The 19,360-nt window shown below is 72.2% G+C and carries 16 protein-coding genes and 3 pseudogenes; 8 read left to right on the top strand and 11 right to left on the bottom strand.

Translation table 11 applies throughout. The features are described 5' to 3' along the window. Positions 1–32: 32 nt before the first annotated feature. Positions 33–980 (top strand): alpha/beta hydrolase, encoded by a 948-nt coding sequence (locus ACFY0F_RS11000; protein WP_388791780.1) that lies wholly within the window; start codon positions 33–35, stop codon positions 978–980. Here the strand turns inward: ACFY0F_RS11000 and ACFY0F_RS10995 are convergent. Continuing rightward, on the bottom strand, positions 937–2,121 hold the full coding sequence (locus ACFY0F_RS10995; protein WP_388791778.1) for a glutathionylspermidine synthase family protein: 1,185 nt from the start codon (positions 2,119–2,121) through the stop codon (positions 937–939). The genes ACFY0F_RS11000 and ACFY0F_RS10995 overlap by 44 nt on opposite strands. A 24-nt stretch (positions 2,122–2,145) precedes the next feature. Beyond that, positions 2,146–2,505, bottom strand: a complete 360-nt coding sequence (locus ACFY0F_RS10990; protein ID WP_388791776.1) for a hypothetical protein — start codon at positions 2,503–2,505, stop codon at positions 2,146–2,148. A 119-nt stretch (positions 2,506–2,624) separates the two neighbouring features. On the opposite strand from ACFY0F_RS10990, the gene ACFY0F_RS10985 reads away from it, so the two are divergent. The 6 genes and pseudogenes from ACFY0F_RS10985 to ACFY0F_RS10960 all read left to right on the top strand — a co-directional run. Then, positions 2,625–3,473: a hypothetical protein gene (locus tag ACFY0F_RS10985; protein ID WP_388792401.1), complete on the top strand. Its 849-nt coding sequence runs from the start codon at positions 2,625–2,627 to the stop codon at positions 3,471–3,473. Positions 3,474–3,646: 173 nt separating this feature from the next. Continuing rightward, a pseudogene (locus ACFY0F_RS10980) lies at positions 3,647–4,242 on the top strand (hypothetical protein). A gap of 30 nt (positions 4,243–4,272) precedes the next feature. Beyond that, entirely contained in the window at positions 4,273–6,552 is a 2,280-nt protein-coding gene (gene pabB, locus ACFY0F_RS10975; RefSeq protein ID WP_388791774.1) for an aminodeoxychorismate synthase component I, read from the top strand. A 219-nt stretch (positions 6,553–6,771) separates the two neighbouring features. After that, positions 6,772–6,894: pseudogene (locus ACFY0F_RS10970) on the top strand (FAD-dependent oxidoreductase); the annotation flags it as partial. A 133-nt stretch (positions 6,895–7,027) separates the two neighbouring features. Next, on the top strand, positions 7,028–7,804 hold the full coding sequence (locus ACFY0F_RS10965) for an aminotransferase class IV (RefSeq protein WP_388791772.1): 777 nt from the start codon (positions 7,028–7,030) through the stop codon (positions 7,802–7,804). 83 nt (positions 7,805–7,887) lie between these two features. Continuing rightward, positions 7,888–8,277: pseudogene (locus tag ACFY0F_RS10960) on the top strand (isocitrate lyase/phosphoenolpyruvate mutase family protein); the annotation flags it as partial. A 3-nt stretch (positions 8,278–8,280) separates the two neighbouring features. Here the strand turns inward: ACFY0F_RS10960 and ACFY0F_RS10955 are convergent. The 6 genes from ACFY0F_RS10955 to ACFY0F_RS10930 form a co-directional block, all read right to left on the bottom strand. Continuing rightward, complete coding sequence (locus ACFY0F_RS10955; RefSeq protein ID WP_388791770.1) at positions 8,281–9,243, bottom strand: ABC transporter substrate-binding protein; 963 nt, start codon at positions 9,241–9,243, stop codon at positions 8,281–8,283. 1 nt (position 9,244) lies between these two features. Next, positions 9,245–11,182: an ABC transporter permease gene (locus tag ACFY0F_RS10950; RefSeq protein ID WP_388791768.1), complete on the bottom strand. Its 1,938-nt coding sequence runs from the start codon at positions 11,180–11,182 to the stop codon at positions 9,245–9,247. Continuing rightward, complete coding sequence (locus tag ACFY0F_RS10945) at positions 11,182–12,360, bottom strand: glycine betaine/L-proline ABC transporter ATP-binding protein (RefSeq protein WP_388791766.1); 1,179 nt, start codon at positions 12,358–12,360, stop codon at positions 11,182–11,184. Before ACFY0F_RS10945 ends, ACFY0F_RS10950 begins: the two co-directional genes overlap by 1 nt. Next, a complete protein-coding gene (locus ACFY0F_RS10940) occupies positions 12,357–13,889 on the bottom strand; it encodes a GMC family oxidoreductase (RefSeq protein ID WP_388791764.1) in 1,533 nt (510 codons plus the stop codon). Before ACFY0F_RS10940 ends, ACFY0F_RS10945 begins: the two co-directional genes overlap by 4 nt. A gap of 115 nt (positions 13,890–14,004) precedes the next feature. Beyond that, complete coding sequence (locus tag ACFY0F_RS10935; RefSeq protein WP_388791762.1) at positions 14,005–15,525, bottom strand: aldehyde dehydrogenase family protein; 1,521 nt, start codon at positions 15,523–15,525, stop codon at positions 14,005–14,007. 206 nt (positions 15,526–15,731) lie between these two features. Then, the gene (locus ACFY0F_RS10930; RefSeq protein ID WP_388791760.1) at positions 15,732–16,283 is read right to left on the bottom strand and encodes a DinB family protein; all 552 of its coding nucleotides are present in this window, start codon (positions 16,281–16,283) and stop codon (positions 15,732–15,734) included. Between ACFY0F_RS10930 and ACFY0F_RS10925 the strand changes: the two genes are divergently transcribed. Then, on the top strand, positions 16,271–16,489 hold the full coding sequence (locus ACFY0F_RS10925) for a hypothetical protein (protein ID WP_388791758.1): 219 nt from the start codon (positions 16,271–16,273) through the stop codon (positions 16,487–16,489). The two genes, ACFY0F_RS10930 and ACFY0F_RS10925, sit on opposite strands and share 13 nt — an antisense overlap. Before the next feature lie 51 nt (positions 16,490–16,540). Here ACFY0F_RS10925 and ACFY0F_RS10920 read toward each other — a convergent pair whose 3' ends face one another. The 3 genes from ACFY0F_RS10920 to ACFY0F_RS10910 form a co-directional block, all read right to left on the bottom strand. Beyond that, the gene (locus tag ACFY0F_RS10920) at positions 16,541–17,686 is read right to left on the bottom strand and encodes an RNA polymerase sigma factor (protein ID WP_388791756.1); all 1,146 of its coding nucleotides are present in this window, start codon (positions 17,684–17,686) and stop codon (positions 16,541–16,543) included. Further along, positions 17,683–18,102: a YciI family protein gene (locus tag ACFY0F_RS10915; RefSeq protein WP_388791754.1), complete on the bottom strand. Its 420-nt coding sequence runs from the start codon at positions 18,100–18,102 to the stop codon at positions 17,683–17,685. Before ACFY0F_RS10915 ends, ACFY0F_RS10920 begins: the two co-directional genes overlap by 4 nt. A 185-nt stretch (positions 18,103–18,287) precedes the next feature. Continuing rightward, the gene (locus ACFY0F_RS10910; protein ID WP_388791752.1) at positions 18,288–19,277 is read right to left on the bottom strand and encodes a malate dehydrogenase; all 990 of its coding nucleotides are present in this window, start codon (positions 19,275–19,277) and stop codon (positions 18,288–18,290) included. Between the last annotated feature and the right edge of the window lie 83 nt (positions 19,278–19,360).

Below are 19,360 nucleotides of genomic sequence, written 5' to 3'. Positions count from 1 at the left end.
GTAGCGGCATCTACTTACGATGGGAGCATGGGATGAGCAGGGAACAGCGCGCGGCGATCGACGCGATGCTGCGGCAGCCCCGGTCCGACGAGCCCCGGTCGGTCGAGGAGATGCGGGCCTGGTTCAGGACGATGATGGCCGAGATGATCGTCCCCGACGGGATCCGCACCACGGCGACGACGCTGGGCCCCCGGCCCGCGCTGCTCGTCGAGCCGGTCGACGGTCCTCGTGCAGGGACGATCCTGTACTTCCATGGCGGCGCCTACGTCTTCGGTTCGCCCCGCACCGCCCTGTCGCTGACGGGCAACCTCGTGGCCAGGACCGGGTTCAGGGCCTTGTCGCTGGACTACCGGCTCGCGCCGGAGCACCCGTACCCGGCCGCGATCGAGGACGCGCTGGCCGCTTACCGCGCACTGCTCGACAGCGGCGAGGACCCTTCGGCCATCGCGTTCGCCGGCGACTCCGCCGGGGGTGGTCTCACCGTCACCACCTGCCTCGCCGCCCGGGACGCGGGCCTGCCGATGCCCGCGGCGATCGTGGCGTTCTCCCCCGGGCTCGACGCCACCCGGACCGGGGAGAGCATGGACACCAAGGCAGGCCTCGACCCGTTCTTCACGCGCGAGAGCCTGGGACGCACCGGGGCCATGTACCTCGCCGGGCAGGACCCGCACCAACCGATGCTGAGCCCCGCCGTCCTCGCCGACCTGACCGGCCTCCCGCCGATGCTCCTGCAGGCGGGCACCAACGAAGTGCTCCTGGACGACTCCACTCGCCTGGCCGCGCGTGCGAGGGCCGCCGGCGTGGACGCCGTCCTCGACGTCACCGCCGACGTGCCCCATGTGTTCCAGGCGTTCGCCGGCGTCCTCGAGGAGGCGGACGAGGCCTTGGACCGGGCGGCCCTCTTCCTGGGCCAGCGCGTGCGGACCACGGGCGCCCCTACCGGATCACATGGGGCACGAAGCGCGCGTACTCGTCCGTGATCAGGCCGGAGGACTCCCGGATGCCCAGCCCCGCCGACTCGTTCTCGACCACCCAGGCGCCGAGGACGACGCGGTTGCCGTCGAAGTCCGGCAGGGGCGCGAGCTGCTGGTAGCAGCAGGCCTCCTCGCGCCGCACGGCCTCGGCGCCCGGTTCGTGGACCGTCACCCCCTCGCCCTCGCGGCCGAGGAGCGGCTTGGCGACGTAGCCGGTGGTGCCCGCCAGGTCGCGCGGGCCGTCCAGGTGGGCGGGGAGGAGGTTCGGGTGGCCGGGGTAGAGCTCCCAGAGGATCGCCAGGAGGGCCTTGTTGCTCAGCAGCATCTTCCAGGCGGGCTCGATCCACAGGGTGCTGCCGGTGCCGCCGCCGTTGTCGAGGGTGTCCAGGACGTGTCCGGCGAAGGCGTCGGTGGTGAGCCACTCCCAGGGGTACAGCTTGAAGACGCTCCGGATGAACCGGAGGTCGTTGTCGACGAAGCGGCCGGAGAGGGTGTCCCAGCCGATCTCCTCCATGGAGATCCAGTCGGTGTCCAGGCCGGCCTGTTCCGCGGTCTCCTTGAGATAGGCGACCGTCATCAGGTCCTCGCCCAGTTCGTCGGCCGAGGAGTGCGCGAAGTACAGGGGGCTGCCGGGCGGGAGGAGCGCGGACTGCTTCTTCCAGGCGGCGACGAGGCGCTCGTGGAGGGAGTTCCACTGGTCGGCGCCGGGGAAGCGGTCCTCCATCCAGAACCACTGCGCCGAGGCGGCCTCCACCAGGGACGTGGGGGTGTCGGCGTTGTACTCCAGGAGTTTCGCCGGGCCGGTGCCGTCGTAGCGCAGGTCGAAGCGGCCGTAGACGGAGGGCAGTTCGGCACGGCGGTGCCAGGCCTCGGCGACCGCGTGGGCCACCCGGGGGTCGGTGATGCCGAGGTCGGCGAAGCGGTCTGCCGTGACGATGTGGCCGGCCGCCGCCAGGCACATGCCGTGCAGTTCCTCGACGACCTCCTCCAGGGCCTCGACCTCGTCCAGGGTGAAGGCGTAGTAGGCGCTCTCGTCCCAGTACGGGCGCAGGGAGCCGTCGGGGTACCGGGTGAGGGGGTAGATCAGGCCCTGCTCCTCGACGGTCTGCTGCCAGCCGGGGCGGGGGGTGACGGTGTGGCGTTCCATGCGGGGTCCGGGTCCGGCTCGGCCTCAGCCGCCGGAGCCGCCCTTGCCGCCGCCGAAGCCGCCGCGGTGCACTCCGGAGCGGTGGTTGTCGTCGTCCGAGCCGCCCGACCCCTTGCCGCCGCCCTTGGTGAAGGAGCCGCCGTCGACCCAGCCGCTCTTCCTCTTGCCGCCGTAGTACCAGACGCCGTGGACGGAGGTCTTGGGGCTGCCGGACTTGCAGTTCTTGTCGGACACGACCTTGTAGCCCCTGACCGCGTTGTAGCTGTCGCGGTCCACGCAGCGCTTGTCGGGGTCGGAGGAGCAGGCGGTGAGGGCTGCGGCCAGGACGCCCACGCCGCCGAGCACGACCGTGGTGGAGCGGAGTTGGCTTCGCGTGTTCGTCATGTTTCGTATTCCCCCCGTCGATGTCCGATACGGCAGCCAGCCTAGAGAGCGGTGAGAGCGCGTTCGAGCCGGGGGGCCGGTTCTCGCCACTCCCCTACAGTCGGTCTGTGCTCTTCGGAATGGTGTGCGCGCTCGGCGCGGCGGTCTGCTTCGGTACGGCGACGGTGTGGCAGGCGATGGCCGCGCGGGAGGCGGCCGCCGGTGGACGTGGTGGGGACGCGGCACTGCTGCTGCGGGCGCTGCGGCAGTGGCGGTACGCGGCCGGGCTGGCGCTGGACGGGCTCGGGTTCGTGCTGCAGGTCGTGGCGCTGCGGTCGGTGCCGATCTACGCGGTGGGCGCGGCGCTCGCCGCCAGCCTGGCGGTGACCGCGGTGGTCGCGGCGCGGCTGCTGCGGGTACGGCTGAGCGGGGTCGAGTGGGCCGCGGTCGCGGTGGTGTGCGCGGGGCTGGCGATGCTGGGGCTGGCCTCGGGGACGGAGGGCGACCGGGGCGGGCCGGCGGCGCTGAAGTGGGTGCTGCTCGGGACCGCCGTGGGCGTGCTGCTGCTGGGCCTGGCCGGCGGGCGGCTGCCGGAGCGGGGGCGGGCGCTGCTGCTCGGGCTGGGGGCCGGGTTCGGGTTCGGGGTGGTGGAGGTGGCGGTGCGACTGGTCGGCTCCCTGCGGCCGGCCGATCTGCTCGCCGATCCGGCGGTGTACGCCCTGCTGCTGGGCGGGGGCGCCGCGTTCCTCTTGCTGACCTCGGCGCTGCAGCGGGGCTCGGTGACGGTGGCCACCGCCGGAATGGTCGTCGGGGAGACGCTCGGGCCGGCGGCCGTGGGCGTGGTGTGGCTCGGCGACCGGACCCGGGAGGGGCTGGCCTGGCTGGCCGTGCTGGGTTTCCTCGTCGCGGTGGCGGGGGCGCTGGCGCTGGCCCGGTTCGGGGAGGCACCGGCCGCGGCACCCGACGGGACGCCGGCCGGGGCCGCCTGACGGCCACCCGCCTCCTCCCTTTACAACTTCTTTTCAATTCAATTCCGGATAATTTTTATTCCGATCCTTTTCCCAGTTTTCCTGGCAAGCGCTTGCATAAGGTCACGATCCGGACATCGGAAAAAGCCGGTTGAATCTTGAACGCTCCGGCGTTCCTGTGCGTACTCGATGACGTGACCAGTAACCCCGTCACCATCACCGTGGCGTATCACGTGATGCCGGGCCACGAAGCCGACTTCCATTCCTGGGGGTGGGCCATGCTGGGCGCCAGTGCGCACCGGCCTGGCTTCATGGGGGCGGTGTTCTTGTCGACGAGGGATCGGAGTGGCATGTCGTATACCGCTTCGCCGGCGAGAGCACGGCCTGGGCCTGGGAGAACTCGCCGGACCGGTGGGAGTGGGACACCCGGGTGGCAGGGTTCGGGCAGGAAACGGGCCGCCGGAGCGTGCGGGGCGCCAAGGCGTGGTTCGACGCCCAGACCACCCGGCCCGCCCCGCCCGCCGCACCGGCGGCTCCGGCCCCACCGGCGAAATGGAAACTCTGGTTCATAAACATGAGCGCGGTGTTTCCACCGGTGCTTTTGTTCCATCTCATCGTGATCCCCCATCTCGGCGGCCTCAATCCGATCGTTCGTACGCTGCTGTTGTGCTTGTGCGTGACGGCACTCGTCACCTGGATTCTCATGCCGCGCCTTCAGCGTTTCTTCAAGAAGTGCCTGTATCCACCGCTGCAGGCGCTCCGTGGACAGCACAAACGACGGACCGCGTAGACCCGGGAACGACCCAAGGGAGGTGGGCGGGTGAAGACCCTGCTCATCGACAATTACGACTCGTACACGTACAACCTGTTCCAGCTGATCGCCGAGGTGAACGGCGAGGAGCCGGTGCTGATCCGCAACGACGCCCCGGCCGACTCGGTACCGGACCTCGCGGAGTTCGACAACGTGGTGGTGTCACCGGGTCCGGGACACCCCGCCGACTCCCGCGACTTCGGCATCAGCTCACGGGTGATCGCGGAGTCACCGCTTCCCGTGCTCGGCGTCTGCCTGGGCCACCAGGGCATAGCCCTCGGGGAGAGCGGCCGGGTGCTGCCCGCGCCGGAGCCCCGCCACGGGCATCTGACCGCGGTCCGGCACGACGGCCAGGACCTGTTCCGGGGTCTGCCGCAGAACTTCACCGCGGTCCGCTACCACTCGCTGTCCGTGCACGAACCCCTGCCCGACACCCTGGAGGCCACGGCCTGGGCGGAGGACGGCGTGCTGATGGGGCTGCGGCACCGCAGCCGGCCCCTGTGGGGGGTGCAGTTCCACCCGGAGTCCGTCCTCACCGACTACGGCCACCGCATGCTGGTGAACTTCCGCAACCTCACCGCCGAGCTCGCCCGCAAGCCCCGCACGAAGAACACCGCGGTCACCCCGATCTCCCGCACCTCTCCGGCCACGCCGACCGCGACCATCCCCCAGCCCCGGCGCGTCGGCCGCACCGTCCACCGGCTGCACACCCGGCGCATCGCCGGCGCCGTGGACGCCGAGGCCGCCTTCGCCCGGATGTACGCCGACTCCCCGCGGGCGTTCTGGCTGGACAGCTCCCTGGCCGAGCCGGGCCTTACCCGCTTCTCGTTCTTCGGTGACGACAGCGGCCCGCTCTCCGAGTTCGTGCGCTACGACGTCGCGTCCGGCCGCTGCGAGATCGAGCGGGCCGGACGGCCGCCGCGCAAGGTCACGGCGAGCGTCTTCGACTACCTCAAGCGGCAGCTGACGAACCGGAAGGTCGACGCCACCGGGCTGCCCTTCGACTTCACCTGCGGCTACGTCGGCTACTTCGGCTACGAGACGAAGGCCGACTGCGGATCGCCGAACCGGCACCGGGCGGCGACGCCGGACGCCTGCTGGCTGTTCGCCGACCGGCTGATCGTGGTCGACCACGAGGAGGGGTTCACCTACGCGGTCTGCCTGGCGGAGGACACCCCGCAGGCCACCCTGGAGGCCGCCGACTGGCTGCAGAGCGCGGTCGCCCAGCTCACCTTCGTGGCCCCGGACGCCGCCCCGCAGACGCTGCCCGCGCCCACCGGCCCCGATCTCGCCGCCGCCGAACCCTGGCTGGTCCGGGACCGGGCGACGTACCTCGCGGACATCGAGGCCTGCCAGGACGAACTGCGCAAGGGCACCAGCTACGAGGTCTGCCTGACCAACGCCGCCCGGCTGCCCGCCCCCTCCGACACCTACGACTTCTACCGGGTGCTGCGCCGCGTCGACCCGGCGCCGTACGCGGCGTACCTCAGGTTCGGCGACCTGGACGTGGCCGGCTCCTCGCCCGAGCGGTTCCTGCGCATCACGCGGGACGGCACCGCCGAGGCCAGGCCCATCAAGGGCACCGCGCCCCGCGGCGGCACCCCGGCTAAGGACACCCGGCTGCGGGACGCGCTCGCGGCCGACGCCAAGACCCGCGCCGAGAACCTGATGATCGTCGACCTGCTCCGCAACGACCTGGGTCAGGTCTGCCGCACCGGGACGGTCCGGGTCTCCCGGCTCATGGCCACCGAGACGTATGCCACCGTCCACCAGCTCGTCTCCACCGTCGAGGGACGGCTGCGCGAGGGCACGCACGCCGTGGACTGCGTCCGTGCCTGTTTCCCCGGCGGGTCGATGACCGGTGTGCCGAAGCTGCGCACGATGGAGATCATCGGCTCCCTGGAGACCGAGGCCCGCGGCGTCTACTCCGGTGCCCTCGGCTACCTCGGGTGCAGCGGCGGCGCGGACCTCGGCATCGTGATCCGTACGGCCGTCCTCGCGGACGGTCTGCTGCACCTCGGGGCCGGCGGGGCGATCGTCCTCGACTCCGACCCGGTCGCCGAGTACGACGAGATGCTGCTGAAGACGGCGGCCCAGATGCGGGCCCTGCAGGCCCTGCGCGAGCAGCCGGCGGTGGGTGCGCCCCGGGAGCCGGTACGGGTGACGACCCTGCAGGACATGGGAGCGGCCACCGCACCGGTGGGCGGCCGCCGGGACGCCGCCCCGCGCGTCCGCCCCCGCCGTGAGCCCGCCGCCCTCCCGGCCGTCGTGGAGGAGGCCGCCCGATGACCGCGCCCACCCTGCGGCCCGGCCCCGCCCCCGTCGGCGTCCCCGTCGCACCCGACGCCGACGCGCCCGGCTGGATCCGGAGCGCTGGCGGGAGGCCACGGCCGATTTGCCCGCGATGGCCGAGCCCCGGCAGTGGCGGTTCGAGGAACTGCCGATGACCGCCACCTGGAAGGTGAAACGGGTGGAGATCAGCCGCATGCCGGCCGAGAGAGCCGCGGCGTGATCCCGGCCGTCGTGGTGGGCGCCGGTCCCGTGGGCCTGTCGGCGGCGCTCGCCCTGCGCGCCCACGATCTGTCGGTCGTCCTGCTGGAAGCCGACCCGGAGGGCCGCCGGCGCCCCGGCGGCGGCCCTCGCGCCGGTGCTGCCCTGGTACGGATCGTGGCTGGAGCACGCTCCCTACGGGCCGCGGCACGGGGCACCGGCGGTCGCCGGCGGCAAGTACCGAGGAGGCGCGCCTGTGATACGACCGGCGACCATGGAAGGTCTTTCGACATGGACGCCCCGCGGTGGGCTGACGCCTGGACCGGTGGACGGCGGGCGGCTGCTCGTCGCGGACTCCTGGCTGGTGCGTGACGGCCGGGTACGCGCACTCGGCCGGCACCGGGAGCGCTTTCTGCGGGCCTGCGGCGAGTGCGACGGGCCGCCGCTGCGCCGGCTGCTGGAGTTCTGGCAGGACATGACGGCCGCGCTGCCGCGCACGGGCGAGTGGTTCCCCCGGGTGGAACTCGCCGCGGACTCCGGGGAGTTGCGGCTGCTGCTGCGGCACGCCCCGCCGCTCGGCACGGAGATACGGGTGTGGGCGGCGGGGCAGTGCGACCCGCGGACGCTCCCCCGCCGCAAGGGCCCGGACCTGGACGTCCTGGCCCGGGTCCGACGGCGGGCGATCACCGCGGGCGCCGAGGAGGCGGTGCTGGTCACGCCGTCCGGTGTGGTCCTGGAGTCGGCCACCGCCAGCGTGCTGTGGTGGGAGGACGGCACACTGTGCCTGCCCGCGCCGCGGCTGCCCGTCCTGCCCGGCGTGACCGTCGGCCTCATCCAGGAGCGGGCCCTGCGCTCCGGCATCCGCGTCGCCCACCGCGAGCGGACCGTGGCGGAACTGGACGGCCGTGAGGTGTGGCTGGTCAACGCGCTGCACGGCATCCGGCCGGTCACCGGGTGGACGGGCGGGGCAGTACGGGCGGCCGAGCCGGTACGCGCGCCGGAATGGCGGGAATGGCTGGACGGCATGATGGAGCCGCTTCCGGGCACCTGACTCTCCCTTTTTCCCGCACCGGAAAAACAGCGCCGGATCGAAACGGATTCGACCCGGCGTGTTTTTCGCTGCGCTGATTCAGGGACTCCCACGGGGGTGTCCTCCAGGACCCGCACGAGCACGCCGACCGGCTCGCCGAGGTGCGTTCGGCCGCGGCGGACGAGCTGTTCGTCAACGCCCGTGTCGACACGTTCGCGCGCGGGGTCACGGATCCCGCACAGGCAATCGAGCGGGCCGCGCTCTACGTCGCCGCGGGCGCCGAATGCGTGTACCCGATCTTCGCCCCGGCGTCCGTGCTGCCGCTGCTGCGGTCCGGTATCCGGGGGCCGCTCAACATGATGGCCCGGCTGGACGGCGAGGGCCCCTCGCCCGCCGGACTCGGCGAACTCGGGGCCACCCGCGTCACGTTCGGGCCTGGACTCCAGCGGCGGTCCATGCGGGCGCTGCGGGAGATCGCGGACGGGTTGCGGTAGGGGTCAGGACAGCCATGCCTTCCAGGTGGAGGGGTGGCTGTCCACCCACTTCTTCGCCGCGTCCTCAGGGGTCAGCTTCTGGTCGGCGATCATCAGGGAGACCTCGTTCTGGTCCTCCGTGGTCCACTTGAACTTCTTCAGGAAGGCCGCCGCCTTGCCGCCGGACTTCGCGAAGTCCGCGTTGAGGTACTTCTGCAGCGGGGTGTGCGGGTAGGCGCAGGCGACCTTGGCCGGGACCGCGTCGCAGCCCTCCTTGTACGGCGGGAGCTTCACCTCGGTCATCGGGACCTTCTTGAACAGCCACTGGGGTGAGTACCAGTAGGTGAGGAAGGGCTTCTTCTCCTTGGCGAACTGCCGCATCTGGGTGATCTGGGCGGCCTCGGAACCGGCGAAGACGACCTGGTAGTCCAGCTTCAGGTTCTGCACCAGCGCCTTGTCGTTGGTGACGTACGACGGTGAGCCGTCCATGAGCTGGCCCTTGCCGCCGCTCTCCGGGGTGCGGAAGAGGGAGGCGTACTTGTTCAGGTTCTTCCAGTCGGTGATGTCCGGGTGCTGCTTGGCCAGGTAGGTCGGCACGAACCAGCCGATGTGCCCGGTCACCCCGAGGCCGCCGCCGCGGGCGATCGTCTTCTTGTCGTCGACGTACCGCTTCTCCTGGTCGGGGTGGCCCCAGTCCTCCAGGATGGCGTCGACCCGGCCCTGGCTGAGCGCGTCCCAGGCGGGGACCTCGTCGACCTGGACGGTGTCGACGCGGTAGCCGAGCTTGTGCTCCAGCAGGTACTGGGCGACGGCCACGTTGGACTGGGCGCCGACCCAGGACTGCACGGAGAGCGTGACCGTCTTCGAGCCCTGCGCGTTGGCGAACGGCGAGGCCTGCTTGGTCATGTCGGCGGCGCCGCAGCCGGTGAGCAGGGACAGGGCCGCGGCCGAGGAGACGGCCAGGGCCGTTCTGCGGTGGATCCTCATGTCACGCTCCCTTCGTGGCGCGGCGTTCGGTGGGCTGGGTCACCCGGTCCAGGACCAGGCCGAGGCAGACGATCGCGGCGCCGGCCACCAGACCGGTCGCGAGGTCGCCCTGGGCGAGGCCGAAGGCCACGTTGTAGCCGAGGGCGCCGCCGCCGACCAGGCCGCCGATGATGACGACGGCGAGGACCAGGACGACGCCCTGGTTGACGGCGAGCAGCAGGGACCGGCGGGCGAGCGGGAGCTGCACCTGCCAGAGCTGCTGGCGGCCGGTGGCGCCGAGCGAGCGGGCCGACTCCAGCGCCGCCGGATCGACCTGGCGCAGGCCCTGCGTCGTGATCCGGACGACGGCCGGCAGGGCGTACACCACGGCCGCGGCGACGGCGGGGGCGCGGCCGACGCCGAACAGGGCGACGACCGGGATCAGGTACACGAACTGCGGCATCGTCTGGAAGACGTCCAGGACGGGGCGCAGGGCCTGTTCGAAGCGGTCGCTGCGGGCGGCGGCGATACCGGTGGCGAAGCCGAGCACGAGGGTGACGGCGACGGCCGCGAGGACCTGCGAGAGGGTGTCCAGGGACGGCTCCCACACGCCGAGCACACCGATCGCGGCCATCGCGAGGACGGCGGTCAGCGCGGTGCGCCAGGTGCCGATCACCCAGGCCAGCGCGGCCACGATCAGCAGCACCGACCACCAGGGCAGCCACTGCAGTCCGCTGCGGAGGGGGTCGAGGACCCAGGTGGTGAAGTGTCCGGCCCAGTCGGCGGTGCCGCCGACGTAGGGCACGCCGGAGTAGAGGTGGGCGGTCATCCAGTCGACGGCGCGGTTGACCGGTGCGGCGATGTCGAAGGTCCAGGAGTCGGGCCAGTCGAGGCTGCCCAGGAACCGGGCGGCCAGCGCGACGACCACGGTGGCGGCCAGCGCGTAGAGCCAGCCGGTCGAGCGGGAGCGGGTGGTGCCGTCCCCGGCCGCGCAGGTGACCCGGTCCAGGACGACGGCCAGCAGCACGATCGGGATGCCGGCCGCCAGGGCCGCGCCGACGTCTACGGAGGCGAGCGCCTGGTAGACGCGGTCACCGAGGCCGCCGGCGCCGATGACGGAGGCGATGACCGCCATGGACAGCGCCATCATGATCGTCTGGTTGAGGCCGAGGAGGAGTTCCTTGCGGGCCAGCGGGATACGGGCGGTCATGAGCCGCTGGCGGGACGTGGCGCCGAGCGACTCCACCGCCTCCAGCACCTCGGGATCGGCGCCGCGCAGGCCGAGGGAGGTGAGCCGGGCCATGGGCGGGGCCGCGTAGACGACGGTGGCGAGGACGGCCGCCGGGACGCCGATGCCGAAGACCAGGACGACGGGGAGCAGGTAGGCGAAGGCCGGGAGGACCTGCATGGTGTCCAGGACCGGGCGCAGGGCGCGGTCCAGCCGGTCGGAGAGCCCGGCGCCGAGGCCGAGCAGGAAGCCGACGGCCACGGAGACCAGGACGGCGACCACCATCAGCGCGAGGGTCTGCATGGTCGGCACCCACATGCCGAGCACACCGCAGGCGAGGAACGCGACGGCCGTGCCGAGCGCCAGCCGGAGGCCGGCGACCCGCCAGGCGACGAGCGCGCCGAACGCGGTGACTCCGGCCCAGCCCGCGGCGAGCAGGACGAGGTACACGGCGCGTACGGAGAGCACGACCGCGTTGCTGATGTAGCCGAAGAAGTACAGGAACAGCGGGTGGCTGTCCCGGTTGTTGATGACCCAGTCGCTGGCGTCCGCGAGCGGCTTGGACACGTCGACGGTCAGCGCGTGCGGCCATGCGGCGCTCGGCCAGCGGGCGGCGGCGAGGGGGACGAGGACCGCCGCGGCCAGGGCGAGCAGGAGCAGCTTGCGGGTGGCGCGGTGTTTGAGGATGTTGGGCAGCGCCAGTCGGGGGGCGCTCGCGGTGACGGTCGCCATCACACGACCTCCGCGCCGGCGCCGGCCGGGGGTGCTTCGCGGCGGCGCTGGGGCAGGGCCCGCCGGACGGTCGCCGCCTGCGCGGCGGCGCTGCTGTCCGGGGCCGTGCCGTTGCCGGCCACGACGGCGAGCAGTGCTTCCGAGTCCACCACGCCGATGCAGCGGCCCTTGTCCACCACGCACGCCGGCCTGCCGTCCGACGCGACGACCTTGATCGCGTCGGCGACGACCGTGTCCGGCCGGAGGGCGCCCGGGTGGTCCGGGCTGCCGCAGTCGCCGGGGCGCATGGCCTTGCGGACGGTGAGGACCTGTTCGCGCGGGACATCGCGGACGAACTCGCGGACGTAGTCGTCGGCCGGGGAGCCGACGATCTCCTCCGGGGTGCCGAGCTGCACCACGCGGCCGTCGCGCATGAGGGCGATGCGGTCGCCGAGCTTGAGTGCCTCGCTGAGGTCGTGGGTGATGAAGACCATCGTGCGGCCCTCCTCGTGGTGCAGCCGGATCACCTCTTCCTGCATGTCGCGGCGGATCAGCGGGTCGAGGGCGCTGAACGGCTCGTCGAAGAGCAGCACCTCGGGGTCGACGGCGAGGGCGCGGGCGAGGCCGACGCGCTGCCGCTGGCCGCCGGAGAGCTCGGCGGGGCGGCGCTTCTCCATGCCCTTCAGACCGACCTTGTCGACGACCTCCTTGGCCCGGGTCCGGCGCTCGGCGCGGCCGACGCCCTGGATCTCCAGGCCGTAGGCGACGTTGTCGAGGACCGTGCGGTGCGGGAGCAGACCGAAGTGCTGGAAGACCATGGCGGCGCGGTGGCGGCGCAGTTCGCGCAGCCGGCCGCGGTCCATGGAGCGGACGTCCTCGCCGTCGATGGCGATGGTGCCCGCGGTGGGTTCGATCAGCCGGGTGAGGCAGCGCACCAGCGTGGACTTGCCGGAGCCGGACAGGCCCATGACGACGAAGACCTCGCCCTTGCGGACGTCGAAGGAGACGTCGCGGACGGCCGCCGTGCAGCCGGTGCGGGAGCGCAGTTCGGCGGGCTGGAGACCGGTCAGCTCGGGGTCGGCGGGGACGCGGTCGGCCTTCGGGCCGAACACCTTCCACAGGCCGTCCACGGCGAAGACGGGGGCGGTGTCATCGGTGTCGGCGGTGGGCGGCTTGCGGGTGGCGGGCGTGATGGTCATCGCAGACCACCTCCGATCAGGTCGACGGCTTTCTCACCGACCATCAGCACCCCGATCATGGGGTTGACGGCGGTCATGGTCGGGAACACGGACGCGTCGGCAATGCGGATGCCGTCGAGGCCGCGAATCTTCAGCTCCGGGTCGACGACTGCCTGTTCGTCGTCGAGGGCGCCCATCTTGCAGGTGCCGGCCGGGTGGTAGACGGTGTGCGCGACCTTGCGCGCGTACTCGCTGATCTCGGCGTCACCGGTGACGTCCGGGCCCGGGCACACCTCGCGCTTCAGCCAGCCCGCGAGCGGTTCGGTCCGCGCGATCTCACGGGCGATGCGGATGCCGTCGACGAGGGTGCGGGCGTCGTAGTCGTCCTCGTCGGTGAAGTAGCGGAAGTCCAGGGCGGGTTTGACCGACGGGTCGGCGCTGGTCAGGTAGAGCCGGCCGCGGCTCTTCGGCTTGGGGATGTTGGGGGTCATCGACACGCCGTACTGCGGGCGTTCGTAGCCCAGCCGTTCCGGGTTGTCCGTGAAGGGGACCTGGTAGAAGTGGAACATCAGGTCCGGGCCCGCGTGTTGGGGGTCGCGGCGCACGAACAGGCCCGCGTCGGAGTCCATCGCGGAGTTCTCGGGGATGGGTCCGTTCGTCTCCCAGACGATCACCGACTCGGGGTGGTCGAGCAGGTTCTCACCGACACCCGGCAGGTCGTGGACGACCGGTATGCCGAGCCGCTCCAGGTCGGCCTTGGGGCCGATGCCGGAGTGCAGCAGCAGCCGGGGCGAGTCGACCGCGCCGGCGCACAGCAGGACCTCGGTGCGGGCGCGTACGAGGATCTCCTCGCCGTCCTGGGTGCGCACGTGCACGCCCTCGGCGCGGGTGCCGTTCAGCTCCAGCTTGTACGCCCAGGTCTCCAGCAGGATCGTCAGGTTGGGCCGCTCGTCCATCACCGGGTGCAGATAGGCCACCGAGGCGCTGGAGCGCTTGTTGTTCTCGGGGTGGTAGGCGAGGTCGAAGAATCCGACGCCCTCGGTGAAGGGCTTGCGGTTGAACCCCTCGACCCTGGGTACTCCGAGTGCGGACTGGGCGGCGTCGACGAAGTCGCGGGCGATGGCGTTCCGGTCCTTCTCGTCGACCGGGACGATGTTGTTGAGGAGACGTGCGTAGTAGGCCTCCATGGGGACGGCGCCCCAGCCCTTGGCGCCGGCGGCCTCCCACTCGTCCCAGTCGGAGGGCAGGGGCTTGAAGGCGATGAGGGTGTTGTGCGAGGAGCAGCCGCCGAGGACGCGGGCGCGGCTGTGCCGGATGTGGGAATTGCCGCGTGGCTGCTCGGTGGTGGGGTAGTCGTAGTCGAGTTCGCCGCCGAGCAGGCCCATCCAGCGGCGCAGGGTGAGGACGTCGTCGCGGCCTACGTCGCTGGGGCCGCCCTCGATGACGGCGACGGTGACGTCCGGGTTCTCGGTGAGTCGGGAGGCGATGACGGAGCCTGCCGTGCCGCCGCCGATCACGACGTAGTCGTAGACGTGGGGACTGTCGGACATGGGGGTACTCACTCCTGGTGGGACGCTCGGGGGGAGTCGGGGACGGGGGGATCGGAGGGTGCCGTGGGGTGCGTGCGGCCGGGGGCGCGGGGTCCCGGTGGGGGGAAGCGGGAGGTCAGCCCGCGAACCAGCGCACCGGCCGGGGGGCCAGGTTCTGGTAGATGTGCTTGGTCTCGCGGTACTCGGCGAGTCCGGCGGGGCCCAGCTCGCGTCCCACGCCGCTCTTGCCGAAGCCGCCCCACTCCGCCTGCGGCAGATAGGGGTGGAAGTCGTTGATCCAGACGGTGCCGTGCCGCAGCCGTCCGGCGACGCGCCGGGCGCGGCCCGCGTCGGCGGTCCAGACGGCGCCCGCGAGGCCGTACTCGGTGTCGTTGGCGAGGAAGACGGCCTCGTCCTCGGTGCGGAAGGTCTCGACGGTGAGGACCGGGCCGAAGACCTCCTCCCGGACGACCCTCATCTCGCGGTGGCAGCGGTCGAGGACGGTCGGCTCGTAGAAGTAGCCGGACTCGGGCCGGATGTCGTCGGGCCGGGGCCGCTTGCCGCCGGAGCGCAGCACCGCGCCCTCGGAGAGGGCGGATTCGACGTACGCCTCGACCTTGGCGCGCTGCTGCTCGGAGACGAGGGGGCCGCACTCCACGCCGTCCTCGGTGCCCCGGCCGAGGCGGATCTTCTCGGCGCGGCGGACGAGTTCGGCGACGAAGCGGTCGCGGACGGACTCCTCGACGATGAGCCGGCCGCCCGCCGAGCAGACCTGGCCGCTGTGGATGAAGGCGGCGTTGAGGGCCTGGTCGACAGCGGTGTCGAAGCCCTCGTCGGTGGCGCAGGCGTCGGCGAAGACGACGTTGGGGTTCTTGCCGCCGAGTTCGAGGGCGACCTTCTTGACGGTGGGGGCGGCGGCCTGGGCGACCTTGGTGCCGCTGACCAGACCGCCGGTGAAGGAGACCAGGTCGACGTCGGGGTGCTCGGCGAGACGGGCGCCGACGGTGTGGCCGGGGCCGGTGACGATGTTGGCCACGCCGGCCGGGAGCCCGGCCTCCACCAGCAGTTCGATCAGGGCGATGGTGGTCAGCGGGGTGATCTCGCTGGGCTTGATCACGAAGGTGTTGCCCGCGGCGAGCGCCGGGGCGACCTTCCAGCTCGCCTGGAGGAGGGGGTAGTTCCAGGGGGTGATCAGCGCGCAGACGCCGACGGGCTCGTGCACGACGACGCTGTGGATGTCGGGTGAGCCGGCGTCGACGACCCGGCCGGGGGCCTCGCCGGCCACCAGGTCGGCGAAGTAACGGAAGGCGTCGGCGACGCAGTCGATGTCGACGCGGCCCTCCTCGACGGTCTTGCCCGCGTCCCGGCTCTCCAGCAGGCCGAGTTCCTCGCGGTCGCGCACGAGCAGGTCGGCCACCCGGCGCAGCAGGGCCGCGCGTTCGGTGACCGGTGTGCGCGGCCACTCCCCCTCGTCGAAGGCGCGGCGGGCCGCGGCCACCGCCGCTTCCGCGTCCTTCTCGTCACCCTCCGCGACCACGGCGAGGGGCTGCGCGTCCGCGGGGTCGAGGATCTCGCGGGTCGCGCCGGCGACGGCTTCCAGCCACTCGCCGCCGACGTGGATGGTCGCCCGCGACTGATGTACGGCTCTCTTCGCCATGTTCGCTGTTGCCTTCCGTTCCTGTTCAGCTCCCGTGCGTCACACCGGTGTCACTCTCGGGGACCGTGTCCGCCTGCCCGGACCTCCGGATTGCATGCGCAATCGGTGGCCGAAAGTGCGCCGCGTCACTTGAGTTGTAGGCAAAACGGGACAAAAGGAAGATCAGGAACGGTGTTGGGGGGTGCCGAGAAGGGTTTCGGCGGGCCTCAGAAGTCAGCCGGCGGGTCCTCCCCCACCCGTCCGTCGACCGACTCGCGGATCAGGTCGGCGTGACCGAGGTGGCGGGCGTACTCCTCGATCACGTCGGTCAGCAGCCGGCGCAGCAGGGGCGACTCACCGCTACGGCTGGTGTACGCGGCCACGTGAGCGGCGCCGCCCTCGGCGACCGCCTGACGGACGTGCGCCCGGGCCCGCCCCACCGCGTCCCGCCAGAGCCCGTACAACCGCTCGGGGGTGTCGGAGGCGGCGGAACGCCACTCCCAGTCCGGGTCGGCGTCCCAGTCCACCGTGTCCCACGGCGCCGGCAGTTCCCGCCCCGACAGCCGCCGGGTGAGGTACTCGTCCTCGACCAGGGCCAGGTGCTTGACCAGCCCACCGAGGGTCATCGAGGAGGGCGGGAGTCTCGTGGCGAGGCCGGCCGCGTCCAGGCCTTCGCACTTCCAGGCGAACGTCGTGCGCCGGCGCTCCAGTGCGCCGGTCAGGGTCTCGATCTCGTTGCCCGCGACCGGGGGCTCGTGCGGAACCGATGCGTTGTCCATGGCGGTCACACAGCGTCGGCCGCCTGGAGCCGCTCGACGCGCACACCACCCGGCTGCGGGCCACGACCGACGAACCCGACTGGTACGTCCGGCAGTTGACCGCACTGCGGGCACCGTTCCGCGTCATCGGGTCACGGGAACTGCGGGAAGCGGCCCGGGAGTTCGGGCAGCGGCTGCTCGACGCCGCGGGGCACCGGGGCGGGTGACCGGAGCCGTCACGGGGCCCCGGAGCCGTGGGGAGGTCGGGGCGGGGTCCGTCAGTGACGCCGGCGGGTGTTGAGCCGGGCGGCCTGACGCGTCAGGTGCCGGCGCTCTGCGAGGTTGGACGCCTTGTGGGCCGCCTCGGCGTACAGCCGTGCCGCCGTCGCAAGGTCGCCGTCGCGCTCGTGGAGGTACGCCGCCACCGCCGCGTGGCGGGGCAGTGAGTCGTCCAGCGCCGCGAGTGCCGCCAGCCCGGCGCGCGGTCCGTCGGCCTCGCCGACGGCCACCGCGCGGTTGAGCCGGACGACGGGGTTGTCGGTCAGACGCGTGAGCTCGTCGTACCACTCGACGATCTGCACCCAGTCGGTCTCCTCGGCGGTGGGCGCGTCGGCGTGGAGGGCCGCGATGGCGGCCTGGGCCTGGAACTCGCCCAGCCGGTCGCGGGCGAGGGCCGCCTGCAGGATCGCGACGCCCTCGGAGATCGCGTCGGTGTCCCACCGGCCGCGGTCCTGCTCGGCGAGCGGTACCAGGCTGCCGTCGGGCGCGGTCCGGGTGGCGCGCCGGGCGTGGTGGAGCAGCATGAGGGCGAGCAGCCCCGCCACCTCGGGGTGGTCGATGGCGGCCGCGAGCTGCCGGGTGAGCCGGATGGCCTCGGCGGCGAGGTCGACGTCGCCGGAGTAGCCCTCGTTGAAGACCAGGTAGAGGACGCGAAGGACGGTGGCGACGTCGCCGGGCCGGTCGAACCGCACGCCGGACACGGTGCGCTTGGCCCGGCTGATCCGCTGCGCCATCGTCGCCTCGGGCACCAGGTAGGCCTGGGCGATCTGGCGGGTGGTGAGCCCGCCGACGGCGCGCAGGGTGAGCGCGACCGCGGACGACGGCGTCAGCGACGGGTGGGCGCACAGGAAGTAGAGCTGGAGCGTGTCGTCCACCGCGGGCCCGGGCCCGGGCGCCGGTTCCCGGTCGACGAGGTCCTCACGCCGGCGGCGGGCGGCGTCCGCCCGGGCCTGGTCGAGGAACCTGCGCCAGGCCACGGTGACCAGCCAGCCCTTCGCGTCCCGCGGCGGGTCGGCGGGCCAGACGCGGACCGCCTCGGCCAGCGCGTCCTGCACGGCGTCCTCGGCCGCCGCGAAGTCGGCTCCGCGGCGGACGAGGACGGCGAGCACGCTCGGGGTGAGGCTGCGCAGCAGGGCCTCGTTCATCGATGCGGGCACTCCGTGAAGGCGGGCGTCGCGGTCAGGAACGGGCGCACCTCCAGCCACTCGTGGATCGGCTTCCCGCCCGCCCCGGGGGCGGCCGACAGTTCCCCGGCCAGCTCGACGGCGCGCTCGTAGCTGTCGACGTCGATCACCATCCAGCCGGCGATGAGGTCCTTGGTCTCGGCGAACGGGCCGTCGGTGACCGGCGGGCGCCCCTCACCGTCGTACCGGACCCACGCCCCCTCGGGGGCGAGCGCCTGGCCGTCGACGAACTCGCCGCTCTTCTCGAGCCGGGCCGCGAAGTCGTGCATGTACTCCACGTGCGCCGAGATCTCCGCCGGCGTCCACTGGTCCATGGGCACGTCGTTGACCGCTGCCGGAGCGCCGCGGTAGTGCTTGAGCAGGAGGTACTTGGCCATCGTGGTTCTCCTCGGTGGTGCTGCGACCCATTGTGGTCGCGTTCACCTCGGGGACGGAGCCGGTCGCGGGTTCTCGACATCCCCGTCCAGGATTTTTTTCCGGCTCTCCCGGATGCGGGCTGAAACGGGCGCGGGCCCCCTTCCGGAAGAAACCGGAAGGGGGCCCGTGCGGGAAGGCGCGTGGCTCAGATGAGGCCGAGGCCGCGGACCGCCTCGCGCTCCTCCTCGAGCTCCTTGACGGAGGCGTCGATACGGGCGCGGGAGAACTCGTTGATGTCCAGGCCCTGGACGATCTCGTACTTGCCGTCCTTCGTGGTGACGGGGAAGGAGGAGATCAGGCCCTCGGGGACGCCGTAGGAGCCGTCCGACGGGATGCCCATGGAGGTCCAGTCGCCGTCGGCGGTGCCGTTGACCCAGGTGTGGACGTGGTCGATCGCGGCGTTGGCGGCGGAGGCGGCCGACGAGGCGCCACGGGCCTCGATGATCGCGGCACCGCGCTTGGCGACGGTCGGGATGAAGTCCTCGGCCAGCCACTTCTCGTCGTTCACGACCTCGGCGGCGTTCTTGCCGGCGACCGTGGCGTGGAAGATGTCCGGGTACTGGGTGGCGGAGTGGTTGCCCCAGATGGTCAGGCGCTTGATGTCGGCGACCGTCGAGCCCGTCTTCTTCGCGAGCTGGGTCAGCGCGCGGTTGTGGTCGAGGCGGGTCATCGCGGTGAAGCGATCCGCCGGTACGTCCGGGGCGGCGGCCTGCGCGATCAGCGCGTTGGTGTTGGCGGGGTTGCCGACGACCAGGACCTTGATGTCGTCGGCGGCGTGGTCGTTGATGGCCTTGCCCTGCGGCTTGAAGATGCCGCCGTTGGCCTCGAGGAGGTCACCGCGCTCCATGCCCTTGGTGCGGGGCCGGGCGCCGACGAGCAGAGCCACGTTGGTGCCGTCGAAGGCCACGTTCGGGTCGTCCGTGATGTCGATGCCCTGCAGGAGCGGGAACGCGCAGTCGTCCAGCTCCATCGCCGTGCCCTCGGCGGCCTTCAGCGCCGGGGTGATCTCCAGCAGACGCAGGCGGACCGGCACGTCCGCGCCGAGGAGCTGGCCGGAGGCGATGCGGAAGAGCAGGGCGTAACCGATCTGGCCGGCCGCGCCGGTGACGGTGACGTTCACGGGAGTGCGGGTCATGGCGTTCTCCGTATGACAGCTGGCGGCGGGGCGTCCCTGCCCCGAGGTGGGACGTGCAAATGATCGATCTCTTGGTATCAAGA

This window comes from Streptomyces sp. NPDC001544, assembly GCF_042894285.1.
Taxonomy (GTDB): Bacteria; Actinomycetota; Actinomycetes; order Streptomycetales; family Streptomycetaceae; genus Streptomyces.
Note: the sequence above shows the minus strand (reverse complement) of the source record. Positions and strands in the feature narration are given on the sequence as shown.